Origin of the sequence: Massilia endophytica, from assembly GCF_021165955.1 — a bacterium.
Taxonomy (GTDB): Bacteria; Pseudomonadota; Gammaproteobacteria; order Burkholderiales; family Burkholderiaceae_D; genus Rugamonas; species Rugamonas endophytica.
The window spans coordinates 3,022,436-3,043,668 of record NZ_CP088952.1 but is presented as its reverse complement, the minus strand read 5'-3'; the positions used below and the strand labels follow the sequence as shown (position 1 = coordinate 3,043,668).

Sequence of the window (21,233 nt, the reverse complement as noted above, 5' to 3'; positions counted from 1 at the left end):
ATGACCACCGCACTGATTGCCGAAGACGAGCCGATTCTCGCCGCCACGCTGGCGAACACCCTCCAGAAACTGTGGCCCGACCTGCGCATCGTGGCGACCTGCCCGAACGGCGTCGCCGCCCTGGATCAGGCGCAGCTCCTGCGCCCCGAGGTCCTCTTCCTCGATATCAAAATGCCCGGCAAGACCGGACTGGAAGTCGCCGAGGAACTGGCGGAGCAGTGGAGCGGTTCGGAACCTTTTCCGCAGATCGTTTTCGTGACCGCCTACGACGAATTCGCCGTGCAGGCCTTCGACCGTGCGGCCGCCGACTACGTGCTCAAGCCTGTCAGCGATGAGCGCCTGTCGCGCACCGTGCAGCGTTTGAGGGAACGGCTGAACGCACGCAACGGCGGCATGGATGCGCTGCTGGCGCAGCTGAAGGCGCTGGCGCCTGCCCCGGCCGAGCGCCTGGGCGTGATCCGCGCCGCTGTGGGCAGCCAGGTGCGCATGATTCCCGTTCAGGACGTGGTCTACTTCGAAGCCGCGGACAAGTACGTGAACGTGGTCACCGCCGATGGTGAAGCACTGATCCGCATGAGCCTTCGCGAGCTTCTGCCGCAGCTGGACGAGAAGCTTTTCTGGCAGGTCCATCGCGGCACCATCGTCAACTCCAGCTGCGTGCTGAGCGCAGTGCGCGACGAATCCGGCAAGCTCTCGCTCAACCTGAAGCATCGCAGCGAGAAGCCGCGCGTCAGTCCCCTTTACGCGCATCTCTTCCGCCAGATGTAGTCAGAAGCCGCGCTCGATGGTGGCGACTGCGACACTGCGTGTGAGCGCGCCTGCCGCGCCACCGTAATGCCGCCAGCTCGCTGATAGCAGCCACGGACCCTGCTTCCATGAGATGGACATGGTGCCGATCCTGCCGCCGTTCTGTGGCTGGTAAAGCACATCGGCCGATACGTCCACCGTGTCCCAGTGCTGGGCCGCGCGCAGCAGAAGATTGCGTTCCTGCCCGGAGACCGCACTGCGGTCCACCCAGGCTTCCCCGAGCACGGAGAACTGGCTTTCGGTCGTCCAGGTGAAGCCCGCCAGTGCCTTGGCGCCACGGCCTGCGGGCTGCCAGCGCTGGCGCTGCCATTCTTCGTGGCGCTGCTGCCATAGCAGGGATGCATGCAGCTCCACGCCTTCATTCAACACGTGCGAGAAGGAAGCGCCGGCCTCGGTGCCGTTGCGGCGCGAGAGGCGAAGCACAGCATATTCATCACGCTCGCCGCGGTGGCGGTAGAGCCGCAGGGCCAGCGATCCATCGTCGCGGGGCTGGTCCGCGCGGCCATGGCCGGGATTGGAGAGCACGACCGTCATGGCGCTGTCTTCGCCGAAGGACTCCCAGGCGAGCATGGGAACGCCTTCCAGCGTGACGGGATTGAGCGCGCGCCGGTCCTCCTGCTGCACCACGTCGAGGGGACGGAAAGCGTAGCCAACATCCCAGCTCATGACCTTTTTGCCAGCAGTGAGGAAGCCGCCGCCCAGCGGGCGTTCGAGCGAGAGCTCGTTGATGCGGATTGTGCTGCCGCCATCGCGGTCGTGGCGCGCCGTGAAGGTGCCGCGCAGGGCGTTCTGCAGCGGGGCGTCCAGCTGCCAGCGCAGTTCCGCGTGTTCGAACAGCCGGGTGCTGTCTCTCATGCGAAGCGGATTGCCGGGCTGGGCTTCCCGCGATTCGAACTGGCCGCGTACGCTGGCATAGGCATAGTCATCCGCCCATGCCTGCTGCGCCAGCGGCAGCATGGCCAGGGCCAGTGTGTGGCGCAATCTCATGGTTTTACGTCGTTCCGGCTCAGGTACATGGCGTTGAACAGCTCATCGCCAAACTGGCGCGGCCTGGTCGAAAGGATATTCACGACCGTTTCGCGCGAGGTCTGCACTTCGTCCTTCAGCACCATGCGCGTCACCTGCGGACGGCCTTCGCGCTGCTCCACCACGTAGTAGGCCTGCTTCAGTTTGCGGTTGGAAGCGGCGTAGAGGTCTGCGTGCAGCGGCCGGTAGTCATTCTTTGCGACGTGCAGCACCACCCGCTGGTAGCTGAGGGATTTGCGCAGTGCGCTCAGTTCGAGCTCCAGGCAGGGCACACCGTCCACAGTGGTTTCGCCAGCGACGGAACCCGTGTAGTCGCCGGACCAGGTCATGGTGGCGATGTCGCCAGTCGATGCGTCGCCCAGCAGCTTTTGCAGGGGCGTGATGCGGATGGGGCGTGCGCTGCCGGGCAGGAACATCCAGAAATCGTCGCCGGACATCAGTACTTTCTGGCCAGCCTCGCCGGGGGAGCGGAACAGGATAAGGGCCTTGCCGCCAGGGCGTACCAGCACCTGGTAGCGCTTCTCCTTGTCCGGACTGCCGTTCTTCAGCGTCTGCACGAGGGTTTCTATCTGGGCCGAGCTTTCCAGCATGCGGAAGCTGTCGGCTTTTTTCAGGATGGCGTCGATGTCGGCGGCTTGCGCGGCGCCGCACAGGAGCATCGTTACAGCGAAGGTCTTAAACATGGGACAGCGCCTCCACAACGGATTGGCGGGCAGCCTTGCGGCTGACGAGGAAAGACGCGAGGCCGGACAGCAGTGTGACCGCCAGCGCCGCCACCGCGAACATGAGGGGCGAGATCACCACGACCAGCGGATAGCCGCCACTGCGGCCGGGAGGCGGCGGCATCTGTATGCCGAGGAACACCAGCAGGAAAGCGATACCCGCTGCCGCCGCCATGCCCGCCACGGCGCCGCCAGCGCCAAGCGAGAGGCCTTCCAGCGTGAACACCTTCATCACCTCGCGGGGTGTGGCGCCCATCGCGCGCAGCGTGCCGATTTCACGGGTGCGTTCCAGCACCGCCATCGCCAGGGTATTGGTGACCGCGAACAGCACGATGACCAGCACGATCACGCCGAGGAAGCCGAATATGCGGTTGTACAGGCCTTTCACGCTCTGGTAGAACTGCGCGAGGTCCAGCCAGCTGCGCACCTCGATGGCGCGGTCGCCGCGCAACTGCCCGGCCACGCGCCCGCTGTCTTCCAGCTCGTTGAGGTAGACGCCGAGGGAGCTGACCTTCCTTGTCGCCAGCAGGGTTTGCGCCGTTGCGATATCGACGACGGCGAGGCGCTTGTCCAAATCCGTGATGCCGGTGGTGACGATGCCGGTGACGGTGACATCGACGGCGCTCAGGCTTCCGGAAACGGTGGAGGACATGAGCGTGAGCGAGCTGCCCGGCTCCGCATTCAGCGTGCGCGCCAGCGTCTTGCCCAGCACAATGCCGGGGCCCTGGCCTTCCGGCACGGCGTCCAGCAGTTCGCCGGACACCCGCTGCATGAAGGGGCCCTTGACAAGGAATTCCTGCATCGGGTCGACGCCAGTGCCAACGAAGATCTCGCTGCGCTCGCCGTTGCTGATCAGCCCCGAAAACTGGAGGCGCGGCAGCACACGCCGCACTTCCGGCAGTGCCAGCAGGCGCTGTGTGACGGCGCCGCTGTCTTCCAGCCCATGTTCCAGCGGCGCATTCTCCACGCCATCGAAGGACTGCGGCGCACCGACGATGACGTGGCCCGTTTCCCGCGCGGCGGCCTGTGCCAGCGACTGGTAGGTGTGCAGCGCGAAGCCGCCGCCGAGGAGCGCGGCGGCCGTGCCGGTGGCGGCAATGGCCAGCGTAACGAGGGAGCGGCGGCGATTGCGCATGGCGTTCTTCAGCGCCATGGACAGCCAGGGGAAATTAATGGACATGGCCGCCTCCTGCGAGCACGCCGTCGTCGAGGTTCAGGGACCGGTCGCAGTGCGGCAGCATGCGGTCATCGTGGGTGGCCACGAGGAAGGTGGTGCCGTATTCGTGGGCCAGCTGGCGCATGAGCTCCACGATCTGGGCCGCCGTGATGGCGTCGAGATTGGCCGTGGGTTCATCCGCGATGACAAGGCGGGGCCGTTTCACGATGGCCCTGGCAATCGCCACACGCTGGCGCTGGCCGCCGGAGAGCTGGTCCGGCCGATGCTTGCCGAAAGCCGACAGGCCAACCTGTTCCAGCGCCTCGCCGACGCGCCGGCGGCGCTCCGAGGCGGACAGCCCGAGCAGATAGAGGGGGAAGTCCACGTTGTCGTGGGCATTCATCACGGGCACCAGGTTGAAGCTCTGGAAGATGAAGCCGATGGTTTCGCGGCGCAGGGCAGTGCGCGCCGCTTCGTCGGAACGGGGCAGGGCCTCGCCTTCGAAGAGCAGCTCGCCCTGGTCGGTGCTGTCCAGCAGGCCGCACAGGTTGAGCAGCGTGCTTTTGCCGCTGCCCGAAGGGCCCGTGACGGCGGCGATTTCGCCCCGCGCGATATCGAGGTCCACGCCGCGCAGGGCGTGAATGGTGGCGCCTCCCAGCGTGAAGGCCTTGCTGACGCCGCGCAGCGACATCAGCGGACCGTATTGATCCCGCTTCATTGGCCCAGCTCCTTCAGGCGGGCGGCGGCGCGCTCGTGCTGCGCGGTCCTGGGCAGGGCCACGATCTTCTGCAGCCATGCCGCTTCGTCCTTGCTGCGCTGCTCCTTGCCAGCCAGCTTTGCCGCCGCCGCGTACAGCGCGGCGCGGGTATGGTCGCTGGCCTGCGGCAGGAGAGGGGAGTTCAGCGCGGTTTCCAGCGCGCGCTTGCCCTGGGCCCGGCGGTTCATGAAGTCCGGCAGGGAAAGGAAGGTGTTCGCGGCGACGAGGCGCACTTCGATGCTCTCGGGCGTGCCATGGAACAGGGCTTCGTCGTGCGCAGGGGTGAGTTGGGACAGGGCCTTGTCCACCAGGTCGGCGCCGCGTTCGGCATGCTTCATCTTCTCCCATGGGAGAATGGCGTCGCGCGCCTTCAGGGCCAGGGCCGCGCCCTCGTAGGCGGTGAAGATGGGATGGCCCGGCTGGGCTGCGCCGAGCTTGTGGAACGCCTCGATGGCGCCATCGCTGGCGTCGCGGTTGCCGCCCGAGGCGGCAAAGAACTGCTGGCGGGCCTGGGCAAGGCCGGGAGGCGCGATTTCTTCGAGAGCGGCAAGGGCGCTGCCGCATAGGCCGATCAGCAGCAGGGAAAGGGTGGTGTGTTTCATCGTCTTCTCCGGGTGGTGAGGGATAGCGCAAGGCTATCGGCCGCCCGGAGCGATCTCCATGGAGATGCGACGAAACCTGTTTTACTGGCGCCGAACATGGCGCCAGCGACCGTGAAAATTACCTCACAACGTAGACCACACCGGCGCCGCCGGCGGTAATGCCCTGGGTATTCTGCTGCGATACGCCCAGCATGTACTGCTGGCCGTCCGCTGCGGAGGCAGGGATGGTGGTGCGCAGCGCCAGGGGATAGATGGCCCCAGGCTCCTTGTCCATGCTGATGCGCACCAGCGACTGCCGGATCTCGACATAGCGCCGGCCATCGCGCAGCACGACCTCGCCGCCGTCCACCTTGATATTACCCAGCTTGTGACGGGTGGCGCAGTCGAAGCGCGAGTCCTTGCCGAGGGTGAGGATACCCGTGCAGCAGCCGAAACGCGTCTTGATCCTGGTCTCCTCGAGGAAGACAAGCGCGTTGTCGCACATGCTGTCGCCCTGGTCGTCCGGCAGTATCTGGTTGTTGAAGTCCACGGCCGGGAATTCCCGGCCTTCTTCATCCAGCGACAGCGTCAGCGGCATGGCGGCGGGCAGGCGGCTGCGGTCCACCAGCAGCGACATGCGCCGCTCAAGGTTGTAGCGGTTGCCCATGACGAAGGGGAAGGTGGCGCTGGCATTGGCCAGCACGTCGATCACGGACAGGTTGCGCTGTGCCAGGTTGTTGCGCCGCGCGCTGATCGGATCGCCCGTCAGCGGGGCGGTGGCGAAGGCATAGTCGTTGTCCGCATTGACCACGGCCAGCAGGCAGGGGTGCCAGCCGCTGTTCGTGATCCAGCCGTACAGGCTTTCCACTTGCGCCGCTTCGATGCGGAACTTGGCCATGACGGTGGAACCCGCCGGCACGGTGCCGAAGCTGGCGGCAAGCGGGGTAGGGCTCACGTGCGTGGCATCCGACACCGTCCAGTCCTGCGGGTAGACGAACTGCAGGCCGACGAAAGGCGTGATGCGGGTGCTGACGGTGACGTTGCGGGCGTCGCGCGAGCCGCTGTTGGTGACGCGCACGTAGATGTAGTTGGCCTGGCCGCGTTCCACGTTCTTCGATTGCGCCGGATCGCTCGGCACGAAGACGTTGTCGTCGAAGATGCGCACTACAATGTCGGAGAAGTCCCAGAAGTTCCCGCCGGTGAAAGGCTCGGCGCCATTGTCGGCTGGTGCGTCCTTGATCATCACGTCCGCTTCATCCAGCGCGCGGTAGACGTTGATGCGGCCATAGCCCATTTCCTGGTTCCAGCTGCCGTTCGGGCGGCCGGGGGTATCGGCGTAGGCCACCGCGCCGACCTTCTGCGCCGTGCGCTCGATGTGGGCGCGCACCTGCACGTTGCTCAGCGTGGGATAGGCGCTGCGGATCAGGGCAGCCAGGCCTGCCACGTGCGGCGTGGCCGAGGAGGTGCCGTTGAAGGCCAACTCGTAGTCGCCGGGATCGTAGCCGCTTGCTCCCTGGCGGTCGGTAGTGGGAATGTGCACGCCGGGCGACACGACGGAGATCTCGGGGCCGAAGTTCGAGCCCCAGGGTTCGCCGTCCGGACTCATGGGAGTCTTGCGGTTGTCGACTTCGTCCGAGGCGCCCACGGCAATCACCAGCGGGTTCGTGGCCGGGTAGGTGATAGGGCCGTTGTAGTTGTGGGTCGCCACGCACATCACGAGGTTGTTGTTGAAGGCGTTCTGGATGGCCGGATCGATGATCGCCGTGCTCCAGCCATTGAAGCCGAAGCTCATGCTGATCACGCTGGCGCCGTTGGCGGTGGCGTAGTTGATGCCCGCGGCCACTTCCACGTCGGTCCAGGCATCGAAGGCCACGGGCAGGATGCGCGCGTTGCCTGCCACGCCCGTCACGCCCGCGCCGTTGTTGTAGGTGGCGGCCACGATGCCTGCACAGGCAGTGCCGTGATTGCCGGTGGGCGAACCGTCCGGCATCATCGTGCCGAGGTTGATTCCGGGGTCAGAGAACTGCAGGTCCGGGTGGGTAAGGTCGCAGCCTTCGTCCAGCACGCACACCACCTGGGTAGCGACGCCGGTCGTGATGTCCCAGCCGGTAACGCCAGGGCCGCCCGCTTCGATACGGGTCATGTCCCATTGCTGCGGGAAGAGGGTATCGTTGGGCGCAATCGAGGTCGGTGTCAGCAGCGGCATGGTTTCGAACTGGAAGTCGATCACCCCGGCGTTGGGCAGGCGACGGATGCGGTCGCGCAGCTCGTAGGCGTTGACCTCGCGCGCATTGGTGATCTGGAAGTAGCGGTAGCCGTTCAGGTAGCGCGATTTCTCCGGCACTTCCTTGAGTACGGGCTCGGCGCCCTGGGTCTTCAGGCCTTCCGCCGCGAAGCCGGGGCCGTTCTGGTCGCGCAGGCGGATCACGCCCACATTGGGCAGGGGCGTCATCAGGCCGCGCCGGCCTTCCTGGCCGGCCATGCGGTAGACGGGGCCCACCCAGTCCAGGCCAATCGCCTGGCCGGCGGACTCGATCTTGGCGACATGCCCATCGTCCAGCGCGCGGCGCGCCTGCACAAAGTAGCGGCTGCGCGTGTGGTTGACGCGTTCGCCGGGGACGCCCTCGCCGTCAGGATCGTCCTCCAGGAAAAGGTCCAGGCCGTGCAGGAACTGGGCCACCTCGGACCGCTCGCGCGGCGCTTTCAGCGCCAGCAGCAGACGGGTGGGTTCCAGCGCGAGGGGCGCGCCGGAAGCGTGTGACAGGTGTTGCGGAAAATTCTTCATGACGGGTCTCCTCAGGAGTAAGGGAGCGGGTATCACTCGCCTGTCTCAGTCTATGACCCGTATCCGCCGCAGGTTTGCGCTAGCTCACGGTGCGTCCAAAGAAAGTGTGTTGTAGAGCTCGCTGCACGCGGCTATAATGTCACCTCTTTTCCCTGATAGCTCAGTCGGTAGAGCGACGGACTGTTAATCCGCAGGTCCCTGGTTCGAGTCCAGGTCGGGGAGCCAGAATTTTTTCTTCAACTGTCGCCTGTCGGCACGATCGAGGCCGTTTCCATCATCAGCACGACTGTCTTCTCCGGCGCACGAGGCCGGTGCATGACGCCTTTCGGCACCACGAAGCCCTGGCCCGGATGCAGCGTGACGCTGCGGCCCTCCAGGTCAATGACGAACAGCCCGCTGACCACAAAGAAGAACTCATCGTCGTTGTCGTGTTTGTGCCAGTGATACTCGCCCTGCAGCACGCCCAGGCGCACCACGGAATCGTTCACGCGGCATAGCGTCTGGTTGAACCAGGGATGCTCGTTGGCCGCTGCCACAGCGGCGGCATCCACGATTTCCAGCGGCCCGAAAAGCACATCCAGGCGGGTATGGTAGGGCGTATCCGGGGTGGCGTTGATGGGCATGGCGCGGCTCCTGAGTGAATGAACATTCAGCATAGGATGCGCCGTCCCCGCGCGCTTGAACGCAGGCGCTGTTTTTGGACTAATCCGTAGTGGCGCGCCGGTAGGCTGCGGGCGTGATGCGCATGAGGCGCCGGAAAACCCGGTTCAAATGGCTTTGATCGCTGAAGCCGGCAGCCAGCGCGATCTCCGCGATGCTTTGCCGGCTGCCGCGCAGGCGATTGCACACATACTCCACGCGCAGCTGGCGCACATAGTCGCCTATGCTGCTGCCGGTGTGGCGCTTGAATTCACGCGCCAGGAAGTCGGGCGAAACTCCGCTGCTGTCTGCCAGCTCATCGAGGTCCAGGCGCTCGGCAAAGCGGGCATGCAGCAGTTCCTGCAGGCGCCGGATGCGCGCTGGCAGCTGTGCGCCCGTGGGCGCGGCACGGCTGCGCGCGCACTCTCCCAGCAGCTCCAGCACCAGGCCTTCGATCAGTAGTGGCGATGCGCTGTCCAAGACCCGCGTTTCCAGGGCAAGGCGCCGGGCCGTGAGCATTGGCGCTCCCCGGTCGAAGTCAAGGGGGCGCGAGAGCAGTGCGCGGGACTCGCGCATGCGTTCCAGCCAGCTGCCGGAGAACTCCACGTGGAGTACGCTGCCGCCTCCTTCATGCCAGTGGTTCGCATGCGGCATCTCGGCTGGAAACATGGTCAGGGCCATGGGCGCCTGCTCACCCGCGCGGCCCGGCCATCGACGTGTGCCGCAGCCGTCCAGCACCAGGCAGAAGAAGGGGTTCTCATGCTGATGGCTGGGAATATCCAGCTCACCGGCGAAGCGGGTCGCGCTCAGCGCCAGCCCGCCGCGCTCATACAGCACGGTGCTGTTGCCAAAGTACTCACCTGTTTCCAGTCTGCGGTCCATGTGCCGATGATACCGTGAACGGCATGGAATCAGTACGCGGTGAAGGGCTCGTAGTGCGCCTTGTGGGCGCTGGTCAGTTTGAACAGCACGCGGAAGTTCGTTTCGGTCCATGCCGGGGGCAGGTCCAGCGCCTGCAGCCGGAACTCGATGCGGTCGGCGCCGATCTGCTTGTAGTAGGTTGTTCCGGCAACCGGCGCGGCCACGGTATCGATGTTTGGCGCGGCTGTCGCATTGTTCTTGACGATATTGTCGGTCGTCAGCCGCAGCGAGGCGATGCTGGCCACCGCCAGCGGAACGAGATGGTCCGCCTTCAGGTCGGCCAGGGTGCCGTTGACCGTGACGGTGGGCGCGAGCAGCTTGCCGTCGATCGTGAGTGGTCCGGGCCCCCCGGCGATCTTCACGTAGTGCAGGGTCTTGCCTGCGACATCCGCGTTGTTGACAATCGCATGCAAAGTCCTGGGCTCGAAACCTCCCGCTGCCGCTAGCGGCAGGTTGCCCAGCGTGGCCACAAGGTTCGTGTATTTGCCGCCGCTTGCAACCGGTTGATTCCAGCCGTTCGAATAGCCCGTGAGGTTCCCTCTCACCGCGTGATTGTTGGGGCTCGTCCAGTAACCCGCGACGAAGTCGCCCTGGTTCAACCTGGCCTGGTTGCCAACGCCGTCGTTCACGGTCTGCTGGTTGACGCTTGCGTTGATATAACCTCCGGTGTACGCACCTGTGGTGCCCCACGTCGCATGGGCGCCGTTGACCGGAGCATCCATGGCCGTACGCAGATCGCCAACGCCGTCGAAGTGGTTGCCACCTATCGTCAGGCCCACATGCGAATCGGTGTAGTGGAGGTTCGCGACCAACGTCCCGTTGAGGGTCGGAGGTGCGACGCCGGCGGCACTGGTTCGTGCTGTCATCGCCGCGGTCGTGGCGCCATTGCCGCTCAGGCGTTCTATCGTGACCGGCTGGTTGACGACAGGGGCGCCCGGCAGTGGGCCCATCAGATTGCCGGTGAAGTTACCGCGGATGGCGTGAGTGTGGCCTGGGGTGTCCGTGTAGGTGCCGGTGATTGCCGCGGTCACTGCGCCGCGGCCGCCCGTCAGGTTCCCCGTGTGATAAGGGCCGTTCGTGATCGCGTTGCGCACATTGGCGCGGACGTTGGCGAATATGCCTGTCGCGGCCGCAGCGGCGGGAGTGATGACATCCAGGTCTGCGACCGTGCGCGTCTTGTCGTTGTTGGCCCGGTTGACATCGTTGTCCATTTTTCGCGTCGCCCACTGCACCGCTCTCGATGCAATCAGGTTGGACGCCCAGTTCCCTTTGGTGGCCTGGTTCCCGTGCGCCATGCCGTATTCCACCGCGCGCGCGATGGTCTGGTGCAGTGTACTGTGCGCGCCATGTTCCTTGAGGAAGTGGGCGCCCTGGCTGGCCGTGGGGCTGAGATCGAGCACGCGCCTGTACGTCAGGCTGGATTCCGCCTGGAGCAGGCCGTGGAAGGCTTTCAGTTCGGGGCCCGTGACCAGCTTGAGCTGCTCGGCCACCGTTCCCTGGAAGTATTCGTCGAAGTCGTGCACGCCGAGCAGGTTGAGGAATGTGCTCACGTCCAGCGAAGGTTGCGAGAACAGCCGCGTGAACACGCTGATATCCAGGTTCGCGAGGTTTGCGCTGTGCTTGCGGATGGCGCCTATGCCTGGCGCCGTCCCCCATCGTGAATCGAGGCCCGTGTAGATGATATCGACGCGCTGCACGCCCAGTTCGTCGATCAGGCTCTGGATGACGGACCAGGAGACCTTGACAATCCCTGCAAGGCGATAGACCTTGGTTTTCTCGCCGACGAAACCGTAGCTCCTCCTGGTTTCGTCGACATCCACGATTTTGGTCTTGTATTTACCGGACTTCTTGGAATGCAGGACCTTGCGCTGTTCAGGCACCTTGTTGACGACCAGAAGGGGCGCTACCCGGTTGGCGTCGTCGATCCAGCTGACGGTGTCGGCCTGCCGGAGCCAGAAGGCCTGTACCACCGGCGCCGCCTGCAGCTGTCCCACACTGGCAGGAGCCGCACTTTCGCGGCCCTGTGGCGGCATAGCCTTCGCCTGGGCCGCCCGCGCACCCATGACGTCGGCCTCCTGCTCCAGCGCGCTATCGTCGTTGATCGCCACTCCTTTGGCCTGGAGCGTCGCTTTCACTCGGCCCTGGCGCTGCTGCACCACATGCCAGGCCTCGTGCGGCAGATGCTTCTCCTGGCCCGGACCGAGATGGATGTCGTTGCCCTGGGCATAGGCGTGCGCCTGCAGCTGCGCGGGCCTGGAGGAGTTGTAATGGACTTTCACGCCGCTCATCGACATGCCGGACAGGCTTTCGATGCCCGATCTCAAAGGCCCGGGCAGGCCGCTGCGGCCCTCGGCTCCGCTCTCTTGTGCCGTCTGTACGATTTCGCCGAGCTGGCGCTGGGCCACGCTGCGCGGGCTGTTCGCGATGTTGTCCGCAAGCTTTCGCTGGGCGAGCATGCGGGGACTGCCTTGCACGGCCTGCGCCAGGCGTCCGGGTTGCTGGCTGAGGGCGCCGCGGGATGGCGCTTCCCTCTGGCCACCTTGCGCCTGTGATCTTGGTGGTTCAGGTTTGACCAGCTTCTCCATCATCATCCCGGAAGATGTCGCTCAGAGAGCGAATTTATCATGTGGGGATTTCGAAGAAACTATCACTTTGTCACAGCCCGTCACATGCCGAGGTGACTTTTTATCGCGGAAGTGTAATTATCAGATGATTATCGATATGCGCATGGAGGGGATACGTGTCAAAACTGCCTTGCTTGATGGTGTCGCTGGCGTTTTCCGGGATGGCGGCGGCACAGGGCTATCAGCCGGATTTTAATCCTGCTGCGCTGAAGGGGCCAGCCAACGGGACGCAGAATGAAGTCCTGGTCCTGGGGTCTCCCCATCTCTCGCAACTGCCGTCCACTTTCGAAACCGCCAGCCTGCGGCTGCTGAACGACAGGCTCGCCGCGTGGAAGCCCAAGGCTATCGCCATCGAAGCGCTCTCCGGAGTGCAGTGCGACTTCGTCCGCCGCCACCCGCAGCGCTATCAGGACACAATCGAATCCTATTGCTGGAATACCGCGCCTGCGCAAGCAGCGACGGGGCTGGATATCCCTGCGGCGACAGCGCAGGCCGAGCAGATGCTGGCCGTATGGCCGGCATCGCCCAGCGCCTCCGAGCGCCGCCGCCTGGCGGCAGTCTTCCTCGCGGGAGGCGAGCAGGCTTCGGCTCTCGTTCAGTGGCTCCGGCTACCGGAAGCCGAACGGCGGACTGGCGACGGGCTCGATGCCGTACTTGTCGAACGGCTTCAGACGCTGGAACGCAAACGCGATGAGAGCTACCAGATAGCGGTACGGCTCGCGGTGCGGCTGGGCCATGAGCGCGTGTACCCCATGGACGACCATACTGCCGACAGCCCGACGCCGGACCAGAAGGCATACGGCGAAGCGCTGATGAAGGCCTGGAACAATCCGGCGACCGAAAAGCGCAAGCAAACGGACGAGGCGATGCGCGAAGGCCTGCGCACGCCCGAGGGTGTGCTGTCGATGTACCGCACCTATAACACGGTGCCTGGAACCGGAAAGCTGGTGTTCGACAGCGATTTCGGCGCCGCGCTCAACGAGCCATCGCCGCAGCGCTTCGGCCGCGCCTATGTGGCGTACTGGGAGATACGCAATCTGCGCATGGCGTCCAATATCCGCGCGGTGATGGAGGCGCAGCCCGGCATGCGCGTCCTGGTGGTGGTGGGCGCTTCGCACAAGGGCTATCTCGAAGCCTACCTGCACCAGATGCATGATGTGCGCATTGTCGACGCGGCACCGCTACTGTAGGGAAGGACCTGCAAATGAAGGCTTACGCTGGCAATAAGCGACAGTCCGAAGCAAAGGAGCCTGTTCAGAGGCGGTTTAAGCCGTTAGCCGGACTGGCGGACAATCGGCCCCAGGCCGCCGTGCAGCGAAAGCTGCAGGAGGCGGCCAACAGCAGCCCAAGAGTAGCGCAGCTGCACGCGCTCGAAGGTGTGGCCAATAGCGGCGTCGCGCAGCGCGCCAAGAATCATACGGGCCTGCCGGACAATCTGAAATCAGGCATCGAACGCCTTTCCGGGCATTCGATGGACGATGTCAAGGTTCACTACAACTCCAGCAAGCCTGCCCAGCTGAATGCCCATGCCTATGCGCAGGGCCGCGATATCCATCTGGCATCGGGCCAGGAGAAGCACCTGGCGCACGAAGCATGGCACGTGGTGCAGCAGAAGCAGGGCAGGGTGAAGCCCACCATGCAGATGAAGCGCGGCACGCCGGTCAATGACGACAAGAGGCTGGAGCGCGAGGCCGATGTGATGGGGGCGAAAGCCTTACAGATGAAACCCGGACCGGCGACGCTCCCATCCCGCGCGGCAAGCGCCCCGGCGGCGGGCGCAAGCCCTGTGCAAAGGGCCGTAAAGGAAGCAACGGTCAGCTGGGCGATCACCCATCTGGTCCAGGCCAGGGGCGAGTCGCTGTTCGGCGAGCATGATGACTGGCAGTCGAGGGAAGTTCCCGGGAAGCTGGGCCAGCTGTCGCATGGCCAGAAGATTGTTGTGGACGACGAGGCAGTGTTCATGTCCCGGCGCGGTGGAAACCAGGAGAAGGCTTCCCGGCGCGAGGCGGACCGGGAGGCCGACGAACTCCGGCATAAATGGCTGAAGGTGCTGTTCGTATGGGACGGCAGAGCGTTTGTGAAACCTCCGGAGGACAGCTATGTGCGCGCCGAAACCGTCAAGCTGCCTGCGGTGGAGAAGCCTCCGCAGAAGAAGATCGGCATAGAGAGGCACAAGGCGGAGGACGAAACAGTGTCCCACGATCTGCAGGGTTTCCATGATGCCTGGAGCGAGGCCGCAAAGAAGAGAAGGCGCAGTATTGGCCGCGTCGTCGGCGCCGAGAAGTTCGACGGTGAGAGCACTGAGCACGGCGACGACATCACATCAGGATGGAACTGGGACAAGTACGACGAAGGGGAAAACGTTTCGGGCGATATGAAGAAGCCCAGCGAACGCATACCGTTCGGCAAGGCGGAGGACCAGCATGTACTCAGCGCGAGTTACCAGGGAGCGCATCGGGAGCCGGTCGCCTATATGGTGCTGGAGAAGGATCACTACATGGGGGTGAACTATATGTACATCCGCTGGCTGATTGGCCACCCGGACAAAGGGGGCGGCGGATCGGCGCTAGTGAAGGATGCCATTGCGCGCTTCAAGGCGCAGAAGGAGTGCACGGAGCTGCGCGTCGATTCGGCGTTTTCCGCAGTGGGCTGGTACGAGTCTTTGGGATTCAGAAAAATGAACCCGGAGAAGGACGCCGTGAAGAAGGGCGTTGGGTATGCGGATACTCAGCTGGTCTATCCATAGTAGCGGCCAGCGGAGCCTCGGCTGCCTCCGGGTTCAGCGTGCTCAAGGCCAGGAACGGATCTTGTGGCCCCTCACAGCGTAGAACAGGATCAGCGCATAGCAGGGCAGCATCAGCCAGTACGCCGATTGCGCACTGTGCGCGTCGGACAGGTAGCCGTACAGCATGGGCAGCAGGGCGCCGCCCGCAATGCCCATGATCAGCAGCGCGGAGCCGCTGGCCGTGTACCTGCCCAGGCCTTCCAGTGCGAGCGGCCAGATGGCCGGCCACACCAGCGCGTTGGCGAAGCCCAGCATGGCGAGGAACATCACCGAGTCCGGCACCGCCGGCACGCCTGCCCAGGTCACCAGCACCTGCGAGATGCCGGTGCTGGCGGGTGAGCTGAGCGCAACCCCCGCCGTGAAAGCGATGCCGCTGATGGCGGACAGCAGCAGCGCCTCCTTCTGCGACAGGAACTTCGGTATCGCCAGCACACCTACAATGTAGCCCAGCACCATGAAGCTCATCGTATAGGAGGTGAGGATGCCGAACTTCTCCACGCCCAGATGGCGCCCATACAGGCCGATGGTATCGCCCGCAATCACTTCCACGCCCACATAAGCGAACAGCGAGAGAGCGCCCAGCACGAGCTGCGGGAAGCGCAGCACGCCGAAGCGTTCCACCGGCGTTTCCTCTTCCTCCGCGGCGATCTCCTGCAGCGGCGAGAACTGCACCAGCAGCATCACGAGCAGCAGGCAGCCCGCCATGGCCATGTAGGGGAACACCAGCCGCAGCGCGAGCTCGGAACGCAGTGCGTCGCGTGCGGCGGGCGCCAGCGCGGCCAGTTCGGCGTCCGAGAAGTGGCCTATGCCCGACAGCATCAGGCTTGAGAACACCAGCGGCACAATCACCCCCGCCGCCTTGTTCAGCAAGCCCATGACGCTGATGCGCATGGCGGCGCTTTCGCGGGCGCCGATGCAGACGATGTAGGGATTGATCGCCGTCTGCATGAGCGTCATGCCGCTGGCGAGGGTGAACAGAGCGAGCATGAACAGGCCGTACAAGCTTGTCCGCGCCGCCGGTATGAAGAGCAGCGCGCCCACGGCCATCACGCCCAGACCCAGCGCCATGCCCTTGCGGTAGCCCGTGCGGCGCAGCACGGCCGCCGCAGGCAGAGCCATCACCGTATAGGCGATGTAGAACGCGAAGGTGACCCACAGGGCCTGAAAATTGTTCAGGTCACAAACAATTTTCAGGAAGGGGATCAGCGACCCGTTCAGCCAGGTGGCGAAGCCGAGGATGAAGAACATGAGGCCGATGAAGGCCATCGCCACCGCCACCTCCCTGGACTTGGCCGCCTGGCCGGGAACTTCCATTGCCTGATTCCTCATTGCTTCAGAACTTCGCGCGCAGGCCGATGCTGTAGCGGGCACCGTTTTCGTAGACGCCAACCGGCAGGCCGTCCGTGGTGTTGGTGCGGATTACCTCGTTGCCGATATTGACGGCCGACGCGTACAGGCTGTACTTGGGAGTGATATCCCAGTTTGCCGTGGCATCCCACTGGCCGTAGGCGCTGGTCACGTCCTGGCCGCCTTCATCGAGCCCGCCATAGGACTTGGACCGGTAGTTGTAGGACACGCGCAGGCTGTAGCCGTGCTTCTCGTAGTAGCCGCTGGCATTGAGCTGGTTGCGCGAATTGCCCACCACATTGAGCTTGCGGCCGCCCGCCACCGAGCCGGCCTTGGCGTCGGTGAAGGTGTAGTTGACGATGGCGCCGAAGCCGTTGCCGAATGCCTGCTGCCATTGCAGCTCCAGGCCCTTGATGGTGGCGCCGTTGTCTGCGTTGTGCGGCCGCGTGACGGGACGCATCACGCCTGCCACGTTCTCGATGGCGGTGGAGGTGTAGATGAAGGTATCCAGGCGCTTGCTGAACAGGGTGGCGGACAGCAGGGACGCGTCGGCGAAATACCATTCCGCCCCGATCTCGGCCTGGTTGGCATGGTATGGGTTCAGCAGCGGGTTGCCTGCCGTGGCGGCATTCGTGGTGCCGCTGACTTCCGTGCTGGCGCTCAGGTCGCTGAAGGTGTTCCTTGCCATCACCCGCGACACGGCGCCACGCACCAGCAGGTCGCGCCGCAGTTCGTACACGAAGTTCAGGTTGGGCAGAATGTCGTTGTAGCTGCGCTCCACGCTGCCCAGCGTGTAGTTGCCCGTGCCGCCAAGGTTCTGGTTCGCTTCCGACGTCTGGCGGGTGCGCACATAGCGCACGCCGAAGTCGCCGCGCCACTTGTCGTAGGCGAATTCCGCCTTGCCGTACAGTGCAGAGATGCGTTCCTTGATGCGGTAGTACTCGCCCTTCGCTTCCGCATACACCATGCCCTTGTCGTACATGGGGAAGCCCTTGCTGAAGGCCAGCGCGTCGTCCACCCACGCGTACTGGGTAAGGGAGCCTGCCGTGGCGGCTTCCTGGCTCAGTTTCGGCGAGGGGCCGGTGGAGAGGTCCGCCAGCGAGAAGGACTGCCAGCCGGTGCTGCCTGGTCCCACCGTGCCGATGACGCGGCGGTTCTGCACCGTGTTGTCGCGCAGCTTGGCGCCCAGTTTCACGTTCTTGATGAAGCCCTTGTCCACGTCCAGCGTGAGGTCGGCCTGGCCGTACTTCTCCTTGCTCTCCATGCGGCGGATCCAGTCGCGCGCGCCCTGCAGCGTAAGCTTCGTGGGATCGAGCGGGTTCATGTCGAGATAGGTGACCTCATAGGTGTCCGGCGCGAGGTTGATGGTGGCGCGGGTGTTCCCGGTGAACCAGAAGTTGCGGTCGTGGAGGCTGCCGCCCGCGCCGGAGGTGGTGCCCGCCTGGGCGTGCAGCTGCCAGCCGTCGCCGTCCACGTTGCCTTCCAGGTCCAGCACTTTGGACTTGATATAGGCCTCGCGGTAGATGGGCTCGAAGGATACGCCCGTGGTCGGGCCCACGGTGCCGCCCACCAGGGCTTTCGTGCCGTCCGAGGTGGTGATGAAGCGCGGGTTGGTCACGCGCAGCGTGCCATTGGCGTCCGCCAGACCGCCTGCCTGCCACAGGTAGTTCTGGTTATTGTTGTCCATGTCCATGTCCGAATTCATGTAGTTCAATGAGATATCGGAGGAAGGCGTTGGACGCAGTTGCAATGTCAGGTTGCCGGTGGTGCGCTCGCGGTCCTGGCGGAAGATGGCGGAGCCGCCGCCCCACGAGGCATAGGCGTTCGGCGTGACGGCGCCGTTCTGGTCCACGATGTTGTATTTCGTGGCGTCGGTGAAGTTCTCCAGGCCGTCGCGCCGCATGGTGCGCTGCTGGCGGCTCAAGGCTGCAAGGATACCGAAGGTTTTCGCCTCGTTCTTCCATGCCACGAGGCCGGAGAACTGGGGATCGGTCTTGGAAGGCAGGTCGCTGTAGGTGGCTTCGGCGGAGAACTGCGCCGTGAGGGGCTGCTTGAATTGCAGGGGCTTGCGCGTCTTCACGATCACCAAGCCGCCGATGCTGCCTTCATCCAGGTCGGCGGAAGGGCTCTTGTACACGTCCAGGCTGCCCACCAGTTCGGAAGGAAGGATGTCGTAGTTGAAGCCGCGGCTCTGCGCGTCGTTCTTCCACCAGTAGGCCGAGGCCACGGATTGGCCGTTCAGCTGCGTCATGTTCAGGTTCTTGTCCGTGCCGCGCACGAAGATGTCGCGGCCTTCGCCCCAGGTTCGGTCCACGGAGATGCCGGGCACGCGCTGCAGGGAGTCCGCCACGTTCTTGTCCGGGAATTTGCCCAGGTCTTCCGCGGTCACCGTGTCGACGATGTTCAACGAATCGCGCTTCTCCGCCAGATTGCGCTTCAGCGTTTCGCGGATGCCGCGCACTTCCACGACAGGGGCGGCATCGGCTGCGGCCGAGGTATCGGCCTGGCCTGCCGCGTGGCCCTGCGCGGATAGTGCGCCAAGCGCCATCGCGATCAGTTGGGTCAGGTATTTTTTTCGGATCAATGGCTCGGACATACGTTCTCCCTTGGATGTTTTTTTCAGTGTCGGTATCGCTTAGGCCAAAAAAAACCGGCGCCGCCGGGGTGGCGCCGGACAAAGCTCACACACAAGAGGGGAGTGTGAGTTACCGTGTCGATGAACCGATGCTAGCACCGGCCTGCCGTGTGACACCAGCGCGCCTCCATGGGCAGCTGGATTCGGCTAACTGATTGATTTGATTGGGAATTGATGCGACGGGAAGGCGCGGCCGCTTACGTATCTTTACATTGGACCCGCCGGGCTGCCGAAAGCGCTGAAACCCAGCGTCAGGCAGGCTTACAAAACATTACAAAACACTTGTCTAAATAACGCTTCATGCGGGGAGATGGATCACGGAATTGAGTCCGCCCTCGGGATGGTTTGCCAAAAGGAGCTTGCCGCCATGGCCTTCGATCACGCCGCGTGCGATGCCGAGGCCCAGTCCCATGCCGCCGTCGTTGCGTTCGCGGCCGTGGGCCAGGCGCACATAGGGTTCAAACAGGCTGGGGAAAGCATCTTCCGGCACGCCGGGGCCGTGGTCGCGCACGGCGATTTCCACCCAGCCATCGAGCGTGCGCACGCTGATCTCGGCGCGCTCGCCGTAGAACAGGGCGTTGTCCAGCAGGTTGCCGATGGCGCGCTTCAGTGCAAGCGGCTTGCCGCGCACGACGGCGCTCGTGCCGCCGAAAGCCACGCTGTGGCCTGCCAGCTGGGCGCTGCGCACCAGACGCTTGATCAAACTGTCCAGGCGGATCTCGGCCGGGTTCTCGTGGATGTCGCTGTCCTTCACGCACTGCAGCGCGCCCTTGACCATCATGTCCAGTTCGTCCAGGTCCTCCTCGAACTCGTTGCGCAGGGCTTCGTCGTCCAGCAGCTCGGCGCGCAGCTTGAGACGGGTGATGGGCGTGCGCAGGTCATGCGAGATCGAGATGAAGAGGCGTTCGCGATCCTCGATATAGCGCGCGATGCGGTCGCGCATGGCGGAGAATGCGCGTGCCGTGTTCACGAACTCGCGGCTGCCCGTCACCGGCAGCGCAGGCGCGTTTTCGTCCTTGCCGAAGGCCTCTGCGGCGTCGGACAGCGCGGCCAGCGGGCGCGTGATGGAGCGCACAACCAGGATCGAGAGCAGCAGTACGGCGGCCAGCGAGAGGCCCTGCAGCACCAGCCGGTCCGGCGACAGCGGATCGCTGTTGCGGAGGAAGTAGGGGTCGGGCATCAGCGTGGCCATGTACAGCCAGTTGCCGGGTTCGAGCTCCGTCTGGATCACGAGAATGGGCGCGGGGTCCGGCTTTGGCAGCAGGATGTGGCGCACCCAGTTCTCCGGCAGCTCGCCCAGATGCACGCCGTCCGGCGACACGGCCAGCTGGTCGGGCCAGGCAAAGGCGAGGCGGAACTGGTCGTGGTTCAGGTCATTGCGCAGGGTGGCGCCGACGGTGCCGAGCGCCGTGTCGGCCAGCGCGTTGGGGGCGATGGGCGGCACCGGCACATAGGCGCGGTTCAGGGACACGAAGAAACGCGTGCCGCCCATTTCGCGCAGCTGCTGGATCAGCAGGCTGCGGTAGCTGGGAGGCAGGCTGCGGAAGAAGCGGATGGAACTGGCCGCACCCTGGCCCAGGTACTGGGCGGCGGATTTGGCGTCCGCCTCGGCCTTGGCCCGCAGTTGTGTGGCCCAGATGGCGCTGCCCGCGATCTGTGTGATGAGCAGGCCCGCCACCATCACCAGCGAGAGGCGGCCCAGAAGGGACTGGGGCCACCAGCGCCGTTCAGACATGGGAAACGCTCACGTCCGCCGAGAACACATAGCCTGCGCCGCGCACGGTCTTGATCAGCATGGGCTGCTTGCCGTCGTCGTTCAGGCGCAGGCGCAGGCGGCTGATCTGCACGTCGAGCGAACGGTCCAGAGGACCGGCGTCGCGGCCGCGGGTTTCCTCGCACAGGATGCTGCGGTCCAGGATATCGCCCGGATGGTCCACGAAGTACTTCAGTAGCTGAAAGTCCAGGCCCGTGAGCGCGAGGGGCTGGCCTTCGCTGTCGACCACCTTGCGCTCCAGCGCATCGAGCGTGAAGCCGTTGAAGCGGTAGTAGCGCGGCGCGGCCGCCGGTTCCGCCGACACACGCCGCAGTATAGCCTTGATGCGGGCCAGCAGCTCGCGCGGGCTGTAGGGTTTGGCGATATAGTCGTCCGCTCCCAGCTCCAGGCCGACGACGCGGTCCGTTTCGTCCGAGCTGGCGGTCAGCATGATGATGGGCACATTGGACTGCTGGCGCACAATGCGGCACAGGGCGAAACCGTCGGTATCGGGAAGCATCACGTCCAGGATCACCAGCGAGAGCTGGCCTGCATGCAGGTGCAGCTCGGACAGGAAGCTTTCGCCATTGTGCGAAAGGATCACCTCGTACTGGTTCTTCTCAAGATAGGTCTTGAGCAGCATCCGGGTTTTCTGGTCGTCGTCGACAATCAGGATCTTGCGTGCCATGCTCTTT

16 protein-coding genes and 1 tRNA gene are annotated in these 21,233 nt (G+C 64.6%); 4 read left to right on the top strand and 13 right to left on the bottom strand.

Annotation, left to right across the window (positions count from 1 at the left end; genetic code table 11):
• On the top strand, window positions 1-768 hold the full coding sequence (locus tag LSQ66_RS13755) for a LytR/AlgR family response regulator transcription factor (protein WP_231765768.1): 768 nt from the start codon (window positions 1-3) through the stop codon (window positions 766-768).
• On the opposite strand, the gene LSQ66_RS13750 is transcribed toward LSQ66_RS13755, so the two are convergent.
• The 6 genes from LSQ66_RS13750 to LSQ66_RS13725 all read right to left on the bottom strand — a co-directional run bounded on the left by LSQ66_RS13750 (window position 769) and on the right by LSQ66_RS13725 (window position 7,834).
• The gene (locus LSQ66_RS13750) at window positions 769-1,794 is read right to left on the bottom strand and encodes a hypothetical protein (protein WP_231765767.1); all 1,026 of its coding nucleotides are present in this window, start codon (window positions 1,792-1,794) and stop codon (window positions 769-771) included.
• Window positions 1,791-2,516, bottom strand: a complete 726-nt coding sequence (locus LSQ66_RS13745) for an outer membrane lipoprotein-sorting protein (RefSeq protein WP_231765766.1) — start codon at window positions 2,514-2,516, stop codon at window positions 1,791-1,793. Before LSQ66_RS13745 ends, LSQ66_RS13750 begins: the two co-directional genes overlap by 4 nt.
• Window positions 2,509-3,735, bottom strand: a complete 1,227-nt coding sequence (locus LSQ66_RS13740) for an ABC transporter permease (protein WP_231765765.1) — start codon at window positions 3,733-3,735, stop codon at window positions 2,509-2,511. The genes LSQ66_RS13745 and LSQ66_RS13740 overlap by 8 nt, the downstream gene beginning before the upstream one ends.
• Window positions 3,725-4,429 carry an ABC transporter ATP-binding protein gene (locus LSQ66_RS13735; protein ID WP_231765764.1) on the bottom strand — a complete coding sequence of 235 codons (705 nt, stop codon included), beginning with the start codon at window positions 4,427-4,429 and terminating at the stop codon, window positions 3,725-3,727. Before LSQ66_RS13735 ends, LSQ66_RS13740 begins: the two co-directional genes overlap by 11 nt.
• Window positions 4,426-5,070, bottom strand: coding sequence for a hypothetical protein (locus tag LSQ66_RS13730; RefSeq protein ID WP_231765763.1), 645 nt, complete (start codon window positions 5,068-5,070; stop codon window positions 4,426-4,428). Before LSQ66_RS13730 ends, LSQ66_RS13735 begins: the two co-directional genes overlap by 4 nt.
• 118 nt (window positions 5,071-5,188) lie before the next feature.
• A complete protein-coding gene (locus LSQ66_RS13725) occupies window positions 5,189-7,834 on the bottom strand; it encodes a S8 family serine peptidase (protein ID WP_231765762.1) in 2,646 nt (881 codons plus the stop codon).
• A gap of 149 nt (window positions 7,835-7,983) precedes the next feature.
• Here LSQ66_RS13725 and LSQ66_RS13720 point away from each other — a divergent pair.
• Window positions 7,984-8,059 (top strand) — tRNA-Asn (locus LSQ66_RS13720).
• A gap of 11 nt (window positions 8,060-8,070) precedes the next feature.
• Here LSQ66_RS13720 and LSQ66_RS13715 read toward each other — a convergent pair.
• The 3 genes from LSQ66_RS13715 to LSQ66_RS13705 all read right to left on the bottom strand — a co-directional run bounded on the left by LSQ66_RS13715 (window position 8,071) and on the right by LSQ66_RS13705 (window position 11,850).
• Window positions 8,071-8,457, bottom strand: a complete 387-nt coding sequence (locus tag LSQ66_RS13715) for a cupin domain-containing protein (RefSeq protein WP_231765761.1) — start codon at window positions 8,455-8,457, stop codon at window positions 8,071-8,073.
• Window positions 8,458-8,536: 79 nt separating this feature from the next.
• Window positions 8,537-9,355: an AraC family transcriptional regulator gene (locus LSQ66_RS13710; RefSeq protein WP_231765760.1), complete on the bottom strand. Its 819-nt coding sequence runs from the start codon at window positions 9,353-9,355 to the stop codon at window positions 8,537-8,539.
• A 29-nt stretch (window positions 9,356-9,384) separates the two neighbouring features.
• A complete protein-coding gene (locus tag LSQ66_RS13705; protein ID WP_231765759.1) occupies window positions 9,385-11,850 on the bottom strand; it encodes an eCIS core domain-containing protein in 2,466 nt (821 codons plus the stop codon).
• Window positions 11,851-12,134: 284 nt separating this feature from the next.
• Here LSQ66_RS13705 and LSQ66_RS13700 point away from each other — a divergent pair, with 284 nt between their 5' ends.
• Both LSQ66_RS13700 and LSQ66_RS13695 read left to right on the top strand, forming a co-directional pair.
• Complete coding sequence (locus LSQ66_RS13700; RefSeq protein WP_231765758.1) at window positions 12,135-13,208, top strand: DUF5694 domain-containing protein; 1,074 nt, start codon at window positions 12,135-12,137, stop codon at window positions 13,206-13,208.
• Window positions 13,209-13,222: 14 nt separating this feature from the next.
• Entirely contained in the window at window positions 13,223-14,764 is a 1,542-nt protein-coding gene (locus LSQ66_RS13695; protein WP_231765757.1) for an eCIS core domain-containing protein, read from the top strand.
• A 42-nt stretch (window positions 14,765-14,806) separates the two neighbouring features.
• Here LSQ66_RS13695 and LSQ66_RS13690 read toward each other — a convergent pair whose 3' ends face one another.
• The 4 genes from LSQ66_RS13690 to LSQ66_RS13675 form a co-directional block, all read right to left on the bottom strand.
• A complete protein-coding gene (locus LSQ66_RS13690; RefSeq protein WP_231765756.1) occupies window positions 14,807-16,117 on the bottom strand; it encodes a sugar MFS transporter in 1,311 nt (436 codons plus the stop codon).
• A gap of 19 nt (window positions 16,118-16,136) precedes the next feature.
• Window positions 16,137-18,746 (bottom strand): TonB-dependent receptor, encoded by a 2,610-nt coding sequence (locus LSQ66_RS13685; RefSeq protein WP_231765755.1) that lies wholly within the window; start codon window positions 18,744-18,746, stop codon window positions 16,137-16,139.
• A gap of 337 nt (window positions 18,747-19,083) precedes the next feature.
• Window positions 19,084-20,520: an ATP-binding protein gene (locus LSQ66_RS13680; RefSeq protein ID WP_231765754.1), complete on the bottom strand. Its 1,437-nt coding sequence runs from the start codon at window positions 20,518-20,520 to the stop codon at window positions 19,084-19,086.
• Window positions 20,513-21,226 carry a response regulator gene (locus tag LSQ66_RS13675; RefSeq protein WP_231765753.1) on the bottom strand — a complete coding sequence of 238 codons (714 nt, stop codon included), beginning with the start codon at window positions 21,224-21,226 and terminating at the stop codon, window positions 20,513-20,515. The genes LSQ66_RS13680 and LSQ66_RS13675 overlap by 8 nt, the downstream gene beginning before the upstream one ends.
• Window positions 21,227-21,233: the final 7 nt, after the last annotated feature.